The organism is Micromonospora sp. BQ32 (assembly GCF_059358895.1).
The window spans coordinates 68,883-85,967 of record NZ_JCADBI010000004.1 but is presented as its reverse complement, the minus strand read 5'-3'; the positions used below and the strand labels follow the sequence as shown (position 1 = coordinate 85,967).

Below are 17,085 nucleotides of genomic sequence, written 5' to 3'. Positions count from 1 at the left end.
ACTCCTCAGCGGAAATCTTCGACAAGACGGGTTCGATCCGGCCATCGACGCAGCAGAGCCGCGCCGAGACTTACCAACCCGACGGTCAGCGTGGACATCATGGTCAGCAGCAGCAATCCGGCGACGCGACGGGTCGACTTGGACAATGCCGGCGCCTGCACGAACGGGGGCTTGGTTGCAGCCTCGACGGACATGAGGCTGCGTCTTTCTACGGTTGGGCAATGAGATCGGTGCGAGCTTTGGAGCGGGACCGCTGGATGGCGTAGACGGCGCGCAGCACGACGTTGTCGCGCGCCACCCGCAGCCGAGCGGCATCGAGCAAGCTCATCCGGCTCACCATCCGCGAGGTTTTGACGAACTCGTTGGCGCGGTCCGTGCGGCGCTGCTCGTACTCGCGAAGCGCCGCGACGGGATCGGCCGCCGCTTTGAGGACGTGGGCCAGACAGACCGCGTCCTCGACGGCCTGCCCCGCGCCCTGCGCCATGTCGGGCGTCATCGGGTGCGCGGCGTCACCGAGCAGACTGGCGCGTTCGAATCCCCAGTGCTGCAGGGGATCCCGGTCGACGATGTCGCTGCGCAGGATGGCATCGGGCTCGGTGGCGGCGATCATCCGCTGGATGTGGGCGGGCCAGCCGCGATACGCCTTCAGTACCGCGGCCTGGCGTCCGGCTGGCGGCTCGGGCATGCAGGGCGGCGATTTCAGCATCGCGAGCCAGTACAGGCGTTGACCGGTCACGTGATAGTGCAGGATCCGCGCACCCGGACCCCAATAGATCCGCATCTCGCTGACGGGGATCTGCGGATCGGTGTAGTCGGTGATGCCGTGCCAGGCCGCCATTCCGGAATACCGGGGCTTAGTCGGGCCGTGCAACTGCCGGCGGACCATCGATGCGATGCCGTCCGCGCCGATCAGCAGATCACCGCGCTCCACGCTGCCGTCGGCGAGGCGGGCCACCACACGCTTGGTGTTCTGCTCGAAGCCGATCAGCTCCGAGTTCAGCCTCAGCACATCCGGACCGAGGGTCTGCAGCAGCAGGCGGTGAAGATCAGGGTGGCTCATTCCCACCGACGGCGCGCCGAGCTCATCACTCAGCGCTGCCAGGTCGAACGAACCCAGCCGACGGCCCCGCCAGTCGAGGTTGCGGTGCGCGGTGACCTTTGTGCCGATCTCAGCCACCTGATCGGCGAGGTCGATGTGCTGCAGGGCGCGCATGGCGTTGCTCCACAGGTGGACTCCCACGCCCTTGGCGAGCTCGTCGGCACCTGCCCTCTCGATGACGACGACATCGATTCCGATGCGGCGCAGGGCGATAGCGGTGGTCAGCCCGCCGATACCGGCGCCGACGATGACGACCCTGCGAGTACTCATTGCGCCGCATCCAATTCCACGCCGCCGCGCAGGCGGTGCAGTGGTGAGCGGATGATCATCGAGGGAAACAGGTTACTCGCGCGGTCTGCGAGGGCGGGCATGATCAGCTCCTGATCGACTGGGTGGGCCGATGGAATTCACGGAAAGCGTCGGCGACTCGGGCAGAGTCCTCGATGTGCAGGCCGTGCCCGACGCCGTCGAGGCGGATGTGGCGGACGTCGGCGAGCAGCTTGGTCGCCCGCCGGACGTCGTTGTCGGACATGAACCCGCCACAATCGGGGTCGGCCTGTATCAGCAGGGTCGGGCAGCGCACCCGCACCAGCAGTTCGTCCGGGTGGTAGTCGCGGGTCATGCGCCTGTCGTGATACTGGTTGAGCACTTCGGTATCGAACTGGTGCAACGATGTCGCCAGCGATCGCAAGGCCAGCGGCAGCCCGGCCAGCCAGGCTGTCCTCACCTCATGCGGGATGTCGTCCGGATAGATGCCGGAGTCAGCGATGATCAGCGACCGCACCAGGTCCGCTCGGCGGGCGGCGACGGTCAGCGCGATCCAGCCGCCCAGCGAGTGCCCGAACAGGTGCACCGGTGCGCCGACCACGTTGTCGACGAAGTCGATGATGTCGGAGGCGAAGCCGTCGATGCGGTAGTCGGATGCCCGGCCCGAAACGCCGTGGCCGCGCAAGTCGGGGGCGTACTGGTGGTAGCCGGCCTGCAGTGCGAGCATCAGCGGTCGGTACACCTGCCAACGGGCCGCGGCACCGTGCACCAGTAGCAGCGGCGGGCCGCTACCCGGCAGGATGCCGTAACCCAGTCGCCGGCCACCGATTTCGACCTCGCGGGTAAGCGGTCGCGCCTTACCGGTCAACGCACCGGCCCAAGGACAAGACCGATGTGAGTGCCACCTAGCGAGCTGCTCACAACCAGTGCCGGACCATCCATCTCACCGGCGGTCGCCACGGCCAACGCCAGCGGGGCGCCGGCACCGATCGGCTCGCCGAACAACCGCTTCGGCGCGAACCTCGGCGGTGCGGCAGAACCCTCGAAAAGCCGTGCCAAAGCCAAGTTTTCGGGATCGTCTACGTCCGGCAAACCGATCGTGTTGGTCCACACGGCGGCGACGTCTGACGGTCGCAGCCCGGCCCGCTCCAACGCATCCCGCAGCGCTCGCTCGATGCCGTGCCCGTCGCGATCCCAGCGGCCGACCCCCCTACCGTCCGACGCGATTCCGTAGCCGAGCAGTTCGGCTCGCGGACTCGCGCCACGGGCGGCTGCCGCACTCGCCCGCTCAAGCAGCACGGCGATACCGGCCTCGGCCAGGCCGAATCCGTCGGTGGTGAGTGGCCCGATCTCGCCGTAGGCGTCGATCACGGTGTCGGTGAGGGTATCCGCGGCGATCGCCAGCATGCCGTCGGCCTCGTCGCGGGACAGAATGTCGAAGGCATAGGCCAACGCGCCCGCACCGGCCGCGTGCCCGGTGGTGACTGTGGTGGTCGGGCCGACCGCGCCGACGTGCATGCTCACCTGCCCGGTCGCGGCGTTGTAGACAGTGTTCGGGAACAGGGCAGGGTTGGCCGCGCGGGGGCCGTTTTCGAACAACGGGCGTGCGAATGCCTCGATGGTGTCCATCGGGCCGATTCCGGTGCCCAGGACGGTGCCGACACGGGTCCGGTTGCCGTCATCCAGGGTGAGGCCCGCGTCCTGTAGGGCCAACCGAGAGGCGACGACGCTGAAGATACCGAGCCGGTCCATCCGACGACGCGCCTTGGTCGTCAGGTACTCGCCGACGTCGAGCGGGACACGACCGACTCGGGCGCCGGACTCGTCGGTGGTGCATCGGCGGTCGTTCGCGAAGGCTTCGCGCAGCACCTCGGTACCCACTCCAGCCGAGGAGAGGACGCCGACTCCGGTGATCACGATGCGGTCGGCGGTCGGGGTAGCGGGCGGGGACGCGTCGCGGGTCAGCACCAGGGAGGCGTTGGCACCACCAAAGGCGAAGTTGTTCGACATGGCGACGCCGATGTCGAGACGGCGGGCGACATTCGGCGTGTAGTCCAGATCGCAGTCCGGATCACCGGCGGTGAAGCTCGCGGTGGGTGGGGCCAGTTGTTCCTCGATCGCCTTCACGGTCACGATCGCCTCGACTGCCCCTGCCGCGCCCAGCAGGTGACCGATCATCGATTTGGTGCTGCTGACCGCTACCGACCGGCTGGCATCGCCGAGACCGACCTTCATCGCCATGGTTTCGGCCGGGTCGTTCTTAGCGGTGCCGGTGCCATGGCTGTTGACGTAGCCCACGTCCTCGGCCGCGCGGCCCGCAGACCGTAGCGCGGCCTGGATGGCCCGCGCGGCGCCGGTGCCGTCCGGACGCGGCGCGGTGGCGTGATAGCCGTCGGCCGAAAGCCCGAGCCCGGCCACCTCGGCCAGGATCGGACGGCCCAGTTCGCGGGCCAGGTCGGCGCGCACCAGCACCAGCATGCCGCTGCCCTCACCTAGCGACAGCCCTTGCCGGTCTTTGGAGTACGGCGCCGCGGGCACGGGGGACAGCGACTCCAGCGAGTTGAATCCGGCGACCAGCACATCCGACAGCGCGTCGGTGCCGCCGGCGAGCACGGCGTCGGCGCGGCCGGAGCGGATCAGATCGGCGGCGTAGCCGATGGCGTTCGCGCCCGCCGCGCAGGCGGTGTTCACCGACAGCACAGGACCGCACACGCCGAACGCGCCGGCCAGTGCCTCCGCGATGGCCTGCGGTGGGGTGAACAGCAGCACCCGCGGATCGACGGGCTCGCCGTGCTCGCGTGCCAAGTACCAGTGCCGGGCGCTGAGCAGTCCGGCGTTGCAGGTGCCGAGCACCACGCCCCAACGCTCGGCCGGGACAGCGTCGTTGCCCAGTCCTACCGACCCCATCGCCTCCTCGGCCGCGATAAGCGCGAAATCCAGTGCGCGGTCGGTGAATTCGGTCGGATAGCCCACGTCGTGCTTAGGGGAGTGGCCGGCCACGACCTCACCGGCCAAGCGGGTGCGGTACCCGTCCATCGACATGTGCTCGACCGGACGGATCGCGACCTGGCCCTGGCTGGCGCCGAGCCACAGATCCTCGGCGGTCGGTCCTTGGGAGGTGATGGCGCCGACGCCGACGACGACGACGCGGCCCTGGCTGGGGGTGTTCATCACTGCGGTGTCCTTCCTGTGTATGTCCGGAGGACGAGTGCGACATGCTGGCCGGCGAACCCGCGGGTCAGTGCAAGGGCGTAGCCCACTGACTGCTCGCGGGCCACATCGACGACCCAGTTCGGTCCTGCGCACGCGGGGTCCGGGTCGGTCATGTTGAGCAATGGCGGCACCATGCCGTGCCGAGTGGCCAATGCGGCGACCGCGATGTTGAGCGCGCCCGCCCCAGCGACCAGATACCCGGTCGCCGCCGTGACCGCGGTCGCCGACAGTCGCGGCAACGCGTCGCCGAGGACCGAACGCAGCGCCGCGATTTCGGCAATATCACCTGACGGTGAGGCGGCGCCCTCGGTGACGACCAAGCTGAGTGCGTCCGGCTCGATACCGGCTTCGGCGAGCGCCGATTCGATAGCCCCGACCACTCCCGCGGTGCCCTCCGGATCGAAACCGCGCCCAAATCCGGCGATCTCGGCGTACACCGAGGCACCACGGCTGGCGGCGGATTCGGCGTCCTCGAGTACCAAGAATGCGGCGCCCTCACCCGGTACGAATCCGTCTCGGTTGCGGTCGTAGGGCCGTGTCGCGCCTGCGCCCAGATCGTTTCGGGTGGTGAGCACACCCATCGGGTCCAGTTTCGTCATGCTCCACCAGGAGGTGGGATCGTCGAAGCCGCCTGCGACGGCCACGGCCGCTTCACCGCGCAGCACGGCCCGGTAGGCCCGACCGATCGCGGTGGCGCCGGCCTCGCCGGTGCCAGCGAAATACGTGTTGGTACCGCGCAATCCGTGCGCCTGCGAGATATAGAACAGCGCCGCCGCCTGCAGGCCCTCGACGTAGAACAGTGGATAGAACCGTGCCGCGCCCTCGGCGCCCATCCGCGCCAGGTCGGCGGTGCCGTCCGGGTTGCGAGCCAGCAGCACCGCGTCGAGCACCTTGGCCGGTTCGGAGATCTCCTTGTTGCCGCCGAGGAACAACCCTGTGCGATCCGGATCGTCGATAGTCACCGCGGCGTCGGCGAGCGCCAAAGCCGCACCGGCAACGCCGAATTGGTCGTTGCGTGTCATGTTCCGCAGCACCCGCCGATTCACCGCGAACGGTGCCGGATCGAAGTCGATGACCTCGGCCCCGAGCCGCGACTGTAGCGAGCTCGCGTCAAAACCGCGCAGGGCCCCGACCGCACTCTTACCGTCCAGCAGCGCATCCCACGTCTGCGCTGTGCCGACACCGAGCCCGGTGACCAGTCCGACGCCGGTCACGACCACCCGCTTCATCGCGCACCGCCGACATCGCTCTGCGAAAGAACAAGACGAGCAACAGTTGTCACCCGCTTGCCGTCCACCAGCACGCGTGCCGAGCAGGCGCCGAGTTCGATCAGATCGACCCTCAATTCCATGCGGTCGCCCGGCCGCACGAAGTGGCGATAGCGCACGCTGTGGGCTGCGGCCAACTGCCAGGTGCCATCGAAGGTCTCGGTCATCAGCAACCCCGCCAGCTCGGCCAGGGACCCGAGGATCAGCACGCCCGGTAGTACCGGAAAAAGCGGGAAGTGGCTGTCGAAGATGTCGAGGGTGCTGGGCACATTACGCACCGCCGTCGCGGCGCGGCTCGGCTCAAGGGTGACGATCCGGTCCAATCCGACCAGCGTCGGAGCTGGTGCCATGATGGCGATCATGGGGTGTCCCTCCGCAGGATCAGGCAGGCGTTGGTACCGCCGAACGCGAATGCGTTGACCATGACGGCATCGGTTTCCACCGGTTTGGCGACGCCGGCGACATAGTCGAGGTTCAGCGCGGGATCCGGGCGGTCGAGGTTGATGGTCGGCGGCGCGTATCCGGTGCGCAGCACGCCCAACGCCCCCAGCAGGCCCGCGGCGGCGGCTGCCGCGGTGATGTGGCCGATCATGGATTTCACCGAGCTGATGGCGACCCGGTCGGCGTGCTCGCCGAAGACGTCCTTGATTGCCCTCGTCTCGCAGATGTCGTTGCCGGGTGTCGAAGTGCCGTGCGCGGCGATGTATCCGATGTCGGACGGTTGCAGCCCTGCGTCGTCGAGCGCGTGTGCCATCGCAAGGCTGACGCCGCCGCCGTCCGGTGGTGGATCGGTCATCCGGTAGGCGTTCATCGTGGCCGCGTATCCGACGATCTCGGCGTGTACGTGGGCACCGCGTTGCCGCGCGGATTCCAGATCCTCGAGCACGAACATCACCGCGCCCTCGCCGAGCACGAAGCCCGACCGATCGGCGCTGAACGGTCGCGACGCCCGCTCGGGCTCGTCGGCGTGCTCGGTGGTGAGCGCACCGAGCAGCGAGAAACCGAGCACATCCAGCCAGGAGATGAGCGAGTCGTATCCCCCAGCCACCATCATCCGGGCCTCCCCCTCCTGGATCAGCCGGTACGCCTCGCCGAGGGCGTGACCGGAGGCGGTACAGGCGGTCGAGACTCCGACCATGGGTCCGGCACACCCACCGGCCCGGGCGATGGCGGCGGCCGGGGTGTTCTGATCGCGTTCGAGCACATGCTCGACCGGCTGCCGGTACAGCGGCAGCGACTCCCGTAGTCGGTGAAAGATCTCCGCCATCTCGGCCAGCGATGGCCGTCCGGCAGTGGCGCCGACGCTCACGCCGCGCTCGCCCGGCCGGTAATCGCCTCCGCCCGACAGTCCTGCATCGGCGAGGGCTTCCAGGGCGGCGGCGACTCCGAAGGCGCCCGGGCGCGACAGGTTGCGCCGTAGCGCGGCATCCGGGATAGCGACATCCGCATCGAAGTTCTTCACCATGCCGGCGATCCGGACGGCAAAGGTCGACACGTCGAAGGAGGTGATGGGACCGACGCCGGATCGCCCGGCCCGCAGAGCACTCCAGGTGGCGTCGGCGTCGTTACCGACCGGCGTCACCGCGCCAATACCGGTAATGGCTACGCGTCTCATGCCCGCACCAGCCCTTCGAGCAGACGGCCGCTGTGCGCGTCGTCCTGCAGATCGCCCGCGTCGATGAGGGCGCACATGATGTCGGTAGCGCGCATCAGCACGCTGCCGTCGACCTGCGCCGTGCCCGAGAACACGGCCATCTCGTCCGACATCGACTCCACGGTGCCCTCGAGAACCACCACGTCGCCCGGCCGGGCGACGCCGGTGAACTCGACGCCGCCGATCTGCAGCAGCGCGGCTCGTTTGCGACGCTCGGTGGACAGCATGATCAGCCACGTGCCGGCCTGGCACAGCGCCTCGAGTACGAGCGCGGATTCGAGGACCGGTCCGTCCGCGGACTCGCGCAGGCCCGACTCCGCGGCCGAGACGAGTTTGCGGCCGCGAACACGGCTGCGGGGCTCGTACTCGTCGATCCGGTCGATCAGGTGGAATCGCACGGCACTCAGGCGGTTACGGCCGCGCGGGACTCGACCAGCGTGACCAAGCCGAGCTCGTCGGGCAGGGCCGCCGCGTCCGCGGCGACGGCGGTGCGGACCTGGGGGAACAGGGTGTCGTTCATTACGACGTTCCTTCTCTCCAATTGGGCGATCAGAATCGGTGGCGGGCCTTACCACTCGGGACGGCCGAGGCCGAGCTGAGCGCTGGCGCCGCCGTCTACGGCGATCGTGGCGCCGGTGGTGTAGGCCGAGTCGGGGCTGGCCAGGTGGACGACCATGGCGGCGATGTGCTCGAGCCGGGCGAAGTCGCGCATCGGGATCTGCTTCTTGATGCCCTTGCCGCCCTTGTCGACCAGTTCCGCCACGAGATCGGTCGGGGTAAAGCCGGGCAGCACCGCGTTGACGCGGATGCCGAAGCGGGCCAATTCGACTGCGGCGCATCGGGTGAACGCGTTGACCGCACCCTTGGACGCGGAGTAGTTGGCCTGCCCGGTCCAGCCGCGCTCGCCCATCACCGAGGAGATGTTGACGATCGCGCCCTCCCGCTGAACCATGAAGTGGTCCAGCACCGCCTTGGTGCCGTTGAAGACGCCGCCAAAGTTGACGTCCATCACCGATCGCCAGTCGTCGGCCGTCATGTGGTAAATGAGCTTGTCGTGGGCTATGCCGGCGTTGTTCACCAATATGTGCAGGCCGCCCAGTTCCGAAACCGCCTGTGTGGCCATCGCTTTGGCTGCGTTCGGGTCCGCGACGTCGCCGCCGATGGCGATCGCTCGCCGCCCGCTCGACTCGATCTCGGCGACGAGCTCCTTGGCCGCGGCTTCACTCGAGCGGTAGTTCACGGCCACGTCGGCCCCCTCGGCGGCCAAGGCGAGCGAAATCGCGCGGCCGATACCGCGGGCACCGCCGGTGACGAGCGCCACCTTGCCGCCCAGGTTCATCGCGTGCGCACCATGCGGTCACGGGTACGGATCCCGAAGGCGAGTAGGCTCCCGACCGGCCGCGGCAGTTCGGATTTCGGGACCATGCCCAGTTCGCGGCCCACACCGAGCTGGTCGGCCTCCTGCCAGCCTTCGATGATCTTGCCGTCCTTCATCCGCACCATGCTCATGGCGTGCAGGGTCACGACGCGGTTCGTGGCGGGCAGGCCGTTGAAGATCCCCGCGTGGGTTCCGGTGGCGCTCCACACGACCGCCACCAGGTCGTGCTCGGCCACGAGATGCTGCAGGTCCATCACGAAGTCGGGTATGCCGGTACGGATGTCATTCATCGCCGCACGCAGGCCCTCGCGGCCCTTCGGGTACTTGCCGTCGCGGACCATGTCGTGGAAGACCACGTTCTCGTCGACGACTTCTTCGGCCACGCTCCAGTCGCCCTCGTTCCATGCCTTCTGGAGGTAGTGCTTAATGATTGCCTTGTTCTTTTCCGCTTCATCTGACGGCATGCGACAACTCCATATCGAGTGCGGAATGACTGCGGGCGTCCAGTGCGAGCAAAGTGGGGGTGATCCGGGCACCGATCGTGCGCAGGATCAGGTGGTTCATTTGCGGGCCGAGCGGTCCGCGCCACCCGGTGGCCTCGCCGATGCGCCGCGAGGCGAGCGCCAGCGGCACAGTCACCGCGCGGCGGGCCCGCTCGTAGTCGCGCAGCGCGGCGATGGGGGCGCCGCGCCGGGACAGATGATGGGCCAGCGTGACCCCGTCGGTGAGCGAGGTGCCGGCGCCCTGGCCCAGATCGAAGGTCATGGCGTGGGCGGCGTCGCCGAGCAGGGTAATCCGGCCGCGGCCCCACCGCCTCAAGGGTGGGCGGTCGACGGTGTCACGGCGGTGCACGGACTCCGGCGCAGTCGCTGCGAGCAGGTCGCCGACGATCGGATGCCAGCCACGGTAGGCCGTTTCGAGCGCGCGAAGCTCTCCGAGGTGGTCGCCGTCCGAGCCCGCGGGAGCGTTGCGGGTACACCACCAGTTGACCCGTCCGTCACCGAGATGAAAGAACGCGAACCGGGCCGCGTTGCCGTGCATAATCCGGAAAACGTGTTTGGGCGCGCCGCAATCGGTCTCGGCGATCCCGGACCAGTGCGCGTAGCCAGGGTGCCGGGCCGGGCTCAGGCCGTGCAGGTGCGCGCGGACCCTCGAATGCAGCCCATCGGCGCCGATCAGCACCGGGCCGGTTTCGACCCGGCCGTTGGTGAAGATCGCGTCGACACCGGCAGCGGTCTCACGGAACTCCCGCAGCGTCGAGTTCAACTGCAAGGCTTCGGATCCGAGCTCGGCATGCAGGATGTCGACCACGTCGGCCCGGCGGATCGCCAGCGGGCGAAGGCCCGGCTCGACGGAGCGCGAGTCCATGTCGACGCGGTACAGCAGGCGGCCGCGTTCGTCGCACATCTCGAACCGGTCCACCCGATGGCCCGCCGCGCGCACCTTGTCGGCCACGCCGAGTCGCCGCAGTGAGCGCATGCCCGCGTACCAAAGCACATAGCAGCCGCCGTAGCGGGTGCCGCGTTGACTGCGTGCCTCGTAGACGACGGCGTCGAGGCCGGCCTGCCGCAGCGCGAGTGCGGCTGCGGCGCCGCCGATACCGCCACCGATAATGAGAATGGGTCTTTTGGACGTGAGCATGTGCCCCCCGGAGAATTCACCGGGCCATCGGAATCGCATGGCACGGCAGAAATGTTGGCGCCTGCTGCGCCGTTCACCTTGCCCGCAGTGAGTATCGCAGCGAATTCAGGTTTCTGCACTTGTTGGTCGAGTTCACTGCGACCCCACGAACACGACCCAGGTCGGCAAGAAAGGACGCACAGTTGACTGGATAGGCCCCGGGTTGGCGCGGCGTCTGTTGTGGAGATTTGTAAGTTGACGGATCGTGCTTGCCTAGTCGTCGCCGATGCCCTCGTTTGAGGAGTTGGTGGCGCGTGGACCCCGCGTCGCCGGGATCGGGGTGCATCTCAGGAGCACCTGCTTCGATCGACCCTCATGCTCGGCGCGACAGTCGCCCTCTAGCGGACAGGCGAGCCACAACGCAGGCACCACGCCTTGCTCGTGTGGCTGCGGGACCGCCGAGACGACCACCTACGCTTCGTCAGCGGCGCTGCGGTGTCCCTCGACGACGGTCGCCGCCGGGCAGGGCATGTGCCTGCCGAAACTGAGGATCAAGGTCTCTGGCTACCCGCGTACGCACTTCATCCAGGCCGTTACCAGCAGCCCCTGGATCCCCACCACGGCCTGATCCACACCGACGTGCCCAAGGACCAGGGAGGCGGCGTCTGTCCGGTCAGGCCACGCACATTGGAATAGCCGTAGCCCGTCGGGGGTTACGGCAGTATTCCGTTCAGGCTACCTGCCGACCCTGTTCGGTCAGTCGTTCTGCGGCGGTTCCTCGGGCTCCAGCTCCGCCCCGTCACCGACCACATCCGACAGGTCCGGGCACCTCGCTTCGGACACCATCTCCCACGCAAGTAGGCGGATGCGAAATCGATTGGTGTTGGCCTGGCGTAGATCACGCCTCTCTCGTCGCCGCGACCGAGTCCGCCTTCGGATTTCGGCCGGGCTATCGCTTGGACCCGGGCCTCACCGCCTCAGGCCCGGCATGAGCAGCGCGACTACCCCTGCCGCAGCGGCGGTCGCGATCGCCGCCGCCAGCGAACCGGCGTGCAGCGCCGACATGAACGCGTCCCGGGTCGTCTGCAGCGCCTGTTCCGCCACCTGGGGGGGCAGTTGCTGAACCACTCCCACCGCCGCCACCAGCGACTCCGATGCCGGTTCCGATGGCAACCCAAGTGTGGCGAATCCACTGGTAATCCGGTCACCGTAGACCTGGTTCATCACCGAGCCGATCACCGCGATGCCCAGCGCCGCGCCGATCTGGCGGGTGGTGTCGTTGACCGCGGACCCGGCGCCGAGGCGGTTCGCCGACAGCACGCTCATGATCGTGTCCGTGGCGGGAGCAGTCCCCCAGGCGAGCCCAGCGGCCATCAGCACCATCGAACCGACCACCGGCCCCCAGTAGTTGGACTCGGCGGTGAGCTGCATGGCCACCACGAAACCCGCGCTCAGTGACAGCATGCCGAGCGAGATCACGAGCCGGGGTCCGATCCGGACGGTCAGCGCCATACTCAATGGCGCCATTACGCCCATGACCGCCGCGAACGGCAGGATGGCCAGGCCGGCCTTCAAGGTGTCGTAGCCGCGGATTACCTGGAAGTACTGGGTGATCAGGAAGACGAAACCGAGCAGCCCGAGGAAGGCCATCATGATCGCGACGCACGCCGCCGTCACCCGCCGGTCGCGGAACATACTCACATCGAGCAGCGGCTCGACAGTGCGCGATTCCCACCAGGCGAACAGCGCGAGAAGCACGGCAGCACCGGCGAATCCGCCCAACGTCACCGCCGACAGCCAGCCGTCGCTCGGGCCTTCGATCACCGTACGCACCAGCAGCCCGACACCGACCATGGACAGCAAAGCGCCGAGTACGTCGAACCGACCGGTCGACTCCGCACGCGACCTCGGCAGCAGCAGGAGCCCGCCGACCAGCGCCACCGCGATCAGCGGCAGGTTCACCAGGAACACCGATTGCCATGAGAAGTGCCGAAGCAGCAGACCACCCGCGACCGGGCCGACGGCGGCCCCCAGGCCGGAGACCGCCGACCAGATGCCAATGGCGACGGCTCGCTCCTTGCGGTCGGTAAAGATCGCCGACAGCAGCGCCAGCGTTGCCGGATAGACGAATGCGGCCGCCACGCCCATCGCTGCCTGGGCGGCGATCAGCTGGCCGGTGCTGGTGGCGTTCGCCGCCGCCAGGGAGGAGGCCGCGAAGAGCACCAGGCCAACATGCAGCGTGCGTTTGCGGCCAAATCGGTCGCCGAGACCGCCGCCGGTGAGCAGCATGACCGCGAACACCAGGGTGTAGGCGTTGACGATCCACTGCATTGCGGTGGTGGACGCACCCAGGTCCCGCCCCAGCGTTGGCAGGGCGACGTTGACCACGGTGCTGTTGATCACCGCCAGCATCACGCTCACACACACGACCGCCAGCGCCAGCCAGCGGCGTGCCCCGGTGTGTGTGGCCGGGTCGGAAGTACCCAGAGTCTGCTCAGAGGTATCAGCCCGCTCGAAAGTGGGTGTGGACACGGCATGCCTCCTGTGGAACAGACTGCGGTATCTGTATAACGTTGTTCTACAGTATCGTCATCGAGCCGTCAACCAGGTTCAAGCGGCTAAGGTGACAGTCCGGCAGCGCGAACCAAGGAGACCGAAACAGATGGCTGGCCGCACCCGCACGCCGAGCAAGGACGTCGAGCGTGCCCTCATCGACGCCGCCGAGGCGGTCCTGATCCGTGACGGCTTGGCCGGGGTCACTGTGCGGGCGGTCGCCGCCGAGGCCGGGGTGGCGCTGATGGGCGTCTACAACCGGTTCGGCGGCAAGGACGGCCTGGAGTCGGAGCTGCTGATCCGTGGCTTCGAACGGCTGCGGGCCGAGGTCGCCGCACCGGCCGACGCCGACCCGATCGTCCGGTTGCGAGCGGCCTCCGCAGGTTACCGCGCGTTCGCTACCAAGCACCCGCAGCACTACCTGATCATGTTCCATGCCTCGGCTGGCAGGCACTTCACCAATAAAGCGGTGCAGGAGAGCGCCAGCCGGGCGTTCGGGGAACTGGTCTCGCACATCCGTTACGCCATGGCCTGCGGCGCGATCACCGAGAGCGATAACGTCGAGCTCGCCCGGCAGGTCTGGGCGGCGCTACACGGCGCGGTCTCGCTGGAACTCAACGGCGCCCTGCGCTCCCCCGACCTGGGGAGCAGCTACACCAGGCTGGTGGACCTGATCATCCGCGGATTGCAGGCACACCGCTAGTGTTCCGTCTCCGCTTTGATTAGCCACTTGTTTGAGGGCGACTCGTCCACGTCGGACTTTTGTCAGGATCGATTCGGCGGTTGCGGTCCAGACGAAGGGTTTCGGGTCGTCGTTGTGTACGCGCAGGTACTCCTCGATCGCCTTGACGAGGTCGTCGACGCTGTGGAACACGCCCCGGCGGATCATCTTGTCGGTCAGAGCGGCGAACCAACGCTCGACCATGTTCAGCCAGGAGGAACTGGTCGGGGTGAGGTGCAGATGGAAACGCGGGTGTTTGGCCAGCCACGCCTTCACGTTCGGGTGAGTGTGGGCGCCGTAGTTGTCGACGATCAGGTGGACCCACAGCTTGCGAGGCACCGACGTGTCGATGGTGCGCAGAAACCGCAGGAACTCGTCGTGCCAATGGCGGGCGAAACACTTGCCGATGACCTTGCCTGTCAACACGTCCAGGGCCGCGAACAGGGTCGTGGTGCCGTGCCGCTTGTACTCGTGGGTCATCGTGCCGGCCCGGCCCGGCTTCAATGGCAGGCTCGGCTGTATTAATGAGACAGAACACTAGTCGGCAACAACAAGCGGCGATCCAGCGAAACCCGGTGCAGCCGCGTGATATCCGGGCCCGGTGATCCGAAGGACCGCCGCATCGGCTCGACGACCAACGTCGCTGTCTCAGCCCATCGGCGCGATCGCTCCTACCGCTACTGGCGCGCCCCCGTCAGTAGCTCGTTGACGAACGACGGGCCGCCGAAATCCGGTATCGCCGTGGGGTGTTCGAGGTCGGCAGCCACCATGGCGGCCGTGGCTCGACCCGAGGTGAGGGTCCGCAGCGAGGAGGTGCCCTCCTCGGCCCATTGGCCGGACAGATACAGGCCCGGCAGCGAGGTGCGGTGCGGCAGCCGTTTGCTGGCGGTCTGCGCGGGGGTGTTCTCCCAGCCGTAGGCGGTTCCGCCAGCGCTGCGGCCGTAGCGGAAAAGCGTGTCGGGGGTGGCCATGTCGACGATCTCGAAGGCGTCGCGCCAGCCGGGCACACCCGCCTCGACCGTGGACAGCAGGGCGTCGGCGTGCGCGTCCCGGATCGCGCGCCAGCTACCGTCGGCGCCGGCTCGGACCAGGCTGGTGACCACACCCAGATGCCCACCTCCTGGTGCCAGTTCCGGGTCGGCCAGGGTCGGCACGGTCACCCAAATGCCACCGGGCCGGGCCGCCTGCACGTCAGCCCAGATGGCGTCATGGTCCCATGATCCGAACACGAAGTTCTCGTGTGCCAGGCCCAGTTCCGCCGGATCGGCGTGCAGCACGCCGTAGAGCACGAATGCCGAGGGCGCCAGGCGGTACCGGTCAACTCTGCGCCGCAGCGCGGCCGGTAGGAGGTCCCAGCCGACCAGTTCGCCGAACGTCTGCCGCGCGTCGGCGTTCGAGACCACCGCGCGAGCGTGCAGCACGGTCCCGCCCGCCGTCTCGACACCTACGGCGCGACCGTCCTCGACCAGGATGCGCCGCACCTCGTCGTTCAGCAGCAGCTCGCCGCCGTTGTCGCGTACCGCGGCGGCCAGGGCGTCGACCAGGGTCCCGAAACCTCCGCGCGGGTAGAAGGTTCCGTGATGCAGGGTCTCCAGCATCTGGTTGAACAGTGGGAACGACATCCGCGACGGCGGCGAGCCGATGTAGGGCCAGATGCTGCCTATCGCCGCCGCACACTGCGGGTCGTCCAGAAACTCGTCCAGCACCTCGGTCAAGGTCGACAGCCGATAGCGGAAGACCAGGGGTGCCGCCGCCATTGCGGCATCGAGTCCACCTGGGCCGACATGCTGCGGCAGCGCAGCGAACTGGGTGAACATCTCGCGGCGCAGTTCGAACAGCCGCGCCAATCCGTCGGCCTGTCGCGGGAACAGCCGTTGATGCAGCTCGAGGAACGCCAGCCGGCCAGGCGGCGCATCGACAGTCAGGCTCGGGAACCGCGCCTGATACGTCTGAGGCAACTCGCGGAACTCGACGCGATCAGCGACATTCAGGTGGTCCAGCACCCCGGGGATGAACCCGGCGGGACCTGCATCCAGGGTGAAGTGAATGGCCGGGTCGAACAAGTAGGGACCTCGGCGGAAGGGCTGCGCATAGCCACCGGGCGCCGCGTTGCGCTCGACCACCGCGACTCGCAGACCGGCGCGCGCCAGCAGCGCCCCGGCCGACAGCCCGCCCAGGCCGCTGCCGATGACGACAACATCAAACATCAGACGGACTCGTTGCTCTGCGTAGCGGGAGAGGGGGTGGGGGCGGTCCAGTCGCACACGATCCCCCCGTACATCCATTTCGTCGCTTCGACGCCGATGATGGCGACGCGCTGCCCAGGCTGGATCATGCCGTTGCGCCACGCGTTGTCGAGGAACAGCGGCACCGCCGCGCAGCCGCAGGCGCCGGTCATCGCCAAATTGTCGAAGATGCGGCCCTCCAGGGCCTCCCAGTCCGCGGTCTTTACACCGGCGTCGCGCATCGAATCGAGCATCCAGCCGGCATTGCCCTCGGGGATCAGGCACCAGTCGGCGTCGGCTGCGGCCAGTTGGCCGGCCTCGAGCGTGTGCGACAGCGCTTCGGACACCATCACCGGCGTGAAGTCCCCGGCACCGACCACATCGACCCTGAGGTCCACCAGCTTCTTCGACCGCTGCTGCTGCAGCAGCGGGGCATGGGTGCCACCACCGATGGCCCAGATGCCCGGCTTGCGCAGGCCACCGATGGCCTTGGTGGCACCACGGCGCAGTCCGCCGTGCTCTCCCGCGCGCACCACGATCGCCCCTGCCCCATCGCCGAACATGTAGAGCGGGATTCGGTCGCGCATCCGGATTTTGTCCGGCTCGGTCTCCAGGAATACCGGCGCGATGGCGGGCGAGATGGCCTCCACCCCGATGACCAACGCCGTGGTGGCATTTCCCTGTTCGATCCAGAGCCGCGCGATGTCCAATGCCTGCGCGGCGCCCGCGCCACCGGAGCGGATCTCCAGTGTGGCGCAGGACTCGAGACCGAGCTTTTCCTGCACGAGGTTGACCGACGGCGGCAGCGTGTAGTCCGGGGTCCCGGTCGCCAGGATCATCAGATCCACCTCGGCCGGCTCGACCTCGGCGGCGGCCAACGCCGCCACCGCAGCCTTGTACGCCATCCCGGAGTTGCTGTCGAGGTGCTCGCCGGTCCGAGGATCGATCATCCAGAAGCGCTGCTCGATGGTCAGCCCGTTCAGCACGTCGTCCGGCAGCGGGCCAACGAGCTTTTCAATGGTGGCGTTGTCGATCGGGTCACCGGGCTGGTATCCGCCGGTGCCGATGATCTGGGCGGTGCGCATGG

The 17,085-nt window shown here is 68.1% G+C and carries 15 protein-coding genes and 1 pseudogene; 1 reads left to right on the top strand and 15 read right to left on the bottom strand.

The genetic code is table 11. From position 1 onward, the window contains the following. Window positions 1–5 precede the first annotated feature (5 nt). From AC5L30_RS09985 to AC5L30_RS09930, 12 genes are all read right to left on the bottom strand, one after another. Complete coding sequence (locus AC5L30_RS09985) at window positions 6–194, bottom strand: hypothetical protein (RefSeq protein WP_494866663.1); 189 nt, start codon at window positions 192–194, stop codon at window positions 6–8. Window positions 195–208: 14 nt separating this feature from the next. Beyond that, complete coding sequence (locus AC5L30_RS09980) at window positions 209–1,369, bottom strand: FAD-dependent oxidoreductase (RefSeq protein ID WP_494866662.1); 1,161 nt, start codon at window positions 1,367–1,369, stop codon at window positions 209–211. Window positions 1,370–1,472: 103 nt separating this feature from the next. After that, on the bottom strand, window positions 1,473–2,234 hold the full coding sequence (locus tag AC5L30_RS09975) for an alpha/beta fold hydrolase (protein ID WP_494866661.1): 762 nt from the start codon (window positions 2,232–2,234) through the stop codon (window positions 1,473–1,475). Beyond that, the gene (locus AC5L30_RS09970; RefSeq protein ID WP_494867183.1) at window positions 2,231–4,537 is read right to left on the bottom strand and encodes a beta-ketoacyl synthase N-terminal-like domain-containing protein; all 2,307 of its coding nucleotides are present in this window, start codon (window positions 4,535–4,537) and stop codon (window positions 2,231–2,233) included. Before AC5L30_RS09970 ends, AC5L30_RS09975 begins: the two co-directional genes overlap by 4 nt. After that, on the bottom strand, window positions 4,537–5,808 hold the full coding sequence (locus AC5L30_RS09965; protein ID WP_494866660.1) for a beta-ketoacyl-[acyl-carrier-protein] synthase family protein: 1,272 nt from the start codon (window positions 5,806–5,808) through the stop codon (window positions 4,537–4,539). Before AC5L30_RS09965 ends, AC5L30_RS09970 begins: the two co-directional genes overlap by 1 nt. Further along, window positions 5,805–6,209: a 3-hydroxyacyl-ACP dehydratase FabZ family protein gene (locus tag AC5L30_RS09960; protein ID WP_494866659.1), complete on the bottom strand. Its 405-nt coding sequence runs from the start codon at window positions 6,207–6,209 to the stop codon at window positions 5,805–5,807. The genes AC5L30_RS09965 and AC5L30_RS09960 overlap by 4 nt, the downstream gene beginning before the upstream one ends. After that, window positions 6,206–7,462 carry a beta-ketoacyl-[acyl-carrier-protein] synthase family protein gene (locus tag AC5L30_RS09955; protein WP_494867181.1) on the bottom strand — a complete coding sequence of 419 codons (1,257 nt, stop codon included), beginning with the start codon at window positions 7,460–7,462 and terminating at the stop codon, window positions 6,206–6,208. Before AC5L30_RS09955 ends, AC5L30_RS09960 begins: the two co-directional genes overlap by 4 nt. Continuing rightward, on the bottom strand, window positions 7,459–7,899 hold the full coding sequence (locus tag AC5L30_RS09950; RefSeq protein WP_494866657.1) for a hotdog family protein: 441 nt from the start codon (window positions 7,897–7,899) through the stop codon (window positions 7,459–7,461). The genes AC5L30_RS09955 and AC5L30_RS09950 overlap by 4 nt, the downstream gene beginning before the upstream one ends. A 170-nt stretch (window positions 7,900–8,069) precedes the next feature. Continuing rightward, the gene (locus AC5L30_RS09945; protein WP_494866656.1) at window positions 8,070–8,840 is read right to left on the bottom strand and encodes a 3-oxoacyl-ACP reductase family protein; all 771 of its coding nucleotides are present in this window, start codon (window positions 8,838–8,840) and stop codon (window positions 8,070–8,072) included. Further along, window positions 8,837–9,343 carry an ester cyclase gene (locus AC5L30_RS09940; RefSeq protein WP_357252461.1) on the bottom strand — a complete coding sequence of 169 codons (507 nt, stop codon included), beginning with the start codon at window positions 9,341–9,343 and terminating at the stop codon, window positions 8,837–8,839. Before AC5L30_RS09940 ends, AC5L30_RS09945 begins: the two co-directional genes overlap by 4 nt. Beyond that, on the bottom strand, window positions 9,330–10,520 hold the full coding sequence (locus AC5L30_RS09935; RefSeq protein WP_494866655.1) for an FAD-dependent oxidoreductase: 1,191 nt from the start codon (window positions 10,518–10,520) through the stop codon (window positions 9,330–9,332). The genes AC5L30_RS09940 and AC5L30_RS09935 overlap by 14 nt, the downstream gene beginning before the upstream one ends. Window positions 10,521–11,468: 948 nt before the next feature. Further along, on the bottom strand, window positions 11,469–13,031 hold the full coding sequence (locus tag AC5L30_RS09930) for a DHA2 family efflux MFS transporter permease subunit (protein WP_494866654.1): 1,563 nt from the start codon (window positions 13,029–13,031) through the stop codon (window positions 11,469–11,471). 130 nt (window positions 13,032–13,161) lie between these two features. Here AC5L30_RS09930 and AC5L30_RS09925 point away from each other — a divergent pair, with 130 nt between their 5' ends. Then, window positions 13,162–13,755, top strand: a complete 594-nt coding sequence (locus AC5L30_RS09925) for a TetR/AcrR family transcriptional regulator (protein WP_494866653.1) — start codon at window positions 13,162–13,164, stop codon at window positions 13,753–13,755. Between the two features lie 24 nt (window positions 13,756–13,779). Here AC5L30_RS09925 and AC5L30_RS09920 read toward each other — a convergent pair. The 3 genes and pseudogenes from AC5L30_RS09920 to AC5L30_RS09910 form a co-directional block, all read right to left on the bottom strand. Then, window positions 13,780–14,292, bottom strand: a pseudogene (locus AC5L30_RS09920) (IS630 family transposase); the annotation flags it as partial. A 158-nt stretch (window positions 14,293–14,450) separates the two neighbouring features. Further along, a complete protein-coding gene (locus AC5L30_RS09915) occupies window positions 14,451–15,980 on the bottom strand; it encodes a phytoene desaturase family protein (RefSeq protein ID WP_452301367.1) in 1,530 nt (509 codons plus the stop codon). After that, window positions 15,980–17,083, bottom strand: a complete 1,104-nt coding sequence (locus AC5L30_RS09910) for a 3-oxoacyl-ACP synthase III family protein (RefSeq protein ID WP_494866652.1) — start codon at window positions 17,081–17,083, stop codon at window positions 15,980–15,982. The genes AC5L30_RS09915 and AC5L30_RS09910 overlap by 1 nt, the downstream gene beginning before the upstream one ends. Window positions 17,084–17,085 lie beyond the last annotated feature (2 nt).

Coding starts and splice junctions, on each gene's coding strand:
- AC5L30_RS09980 (WP_494866662.1), bottom strand. CDS start 1,369: ATGAGTACTCGCAGGGTCGTCATCGTCGGCGCCGGTATCGGCGGGCTG.
- AC5L30_RS09940 (WP_357252461.1), bottom strand. CDS start 9,343: ATGCCGTCAGATGAAGCGGAAAAGAACAAGGCAATCATTAAGCACTAC.
- AC5L30_RS09925 (WP_494866653.1), top strand. CDS start 13,162: ATGGCTGGCCGCACCCGCACGCCGAGCAAGGACGTCGAGCGTGCCCTC.
- AC5L30_RS09960 (WP_494866659.1), bottom strand. CDS start 6,209: ATGATCGCCATCATGGCACCAGCTCCGACGCTGGTCGGATTGGACCGG.
- AC5L30_RS09935 (WP_494866655.1), bottom strand. CDS start 10,520: ATGCTCACGTCCAAAAGACCCATTCTCATTATCGGTGGCGGTATCGGC.
- AC5L30_RS09965 (WP_494866660.1), bottom strand. CDS start 5,808: ATGAAGCGGGTGGTCGTGACCGGCGTCGGACTGGTCACCGGGCTCGGT.
- AC5L30_RS09970 (WP_494867183.1), bottom strand. CDS start 4,537: ATGAACACCCCCAGCCAGGGCCGCGTCGTCGTCGTCGGCGTCGGCGCC.
- AC5L30_RS09915 (WP_452301367.1), bottom strand. CDS start 15,980: ATGTTTGATGTTGTCGTCATCGGCAGCGGCCTGGGCGGGCTGTCGGCC.
- AC5L30_RS09985 (WP_494866663.1), bottom strand. CDS start 194: ATGTCCGTCGAGGCTGCAACCAAGCCCCCGTTCGTGCAGGCGCCGGCA.
- AC5L30_RS09945 (WP_494866656.1), bottom strand. CDS start 8,840: ATGAACCTGGGCGGCAAGGTGGCGCTCGTCACCGGCGGTGCCCGCGGT.
- AC5L30_RS09955 (WP_494867181.1), bottom strand. CDS start 7,462: ATGAGACGCGTAGCCATTACCGGTATTGGCGCGGTGACGCCGGTCGGT.
- AC5L30_RS09910 (WP_494866652.1), bottom strand. CDS start 17,083: ATGCGCACCGCCCAGATCATCGGCACCGGCGGATACCAGCCCGGTGAC.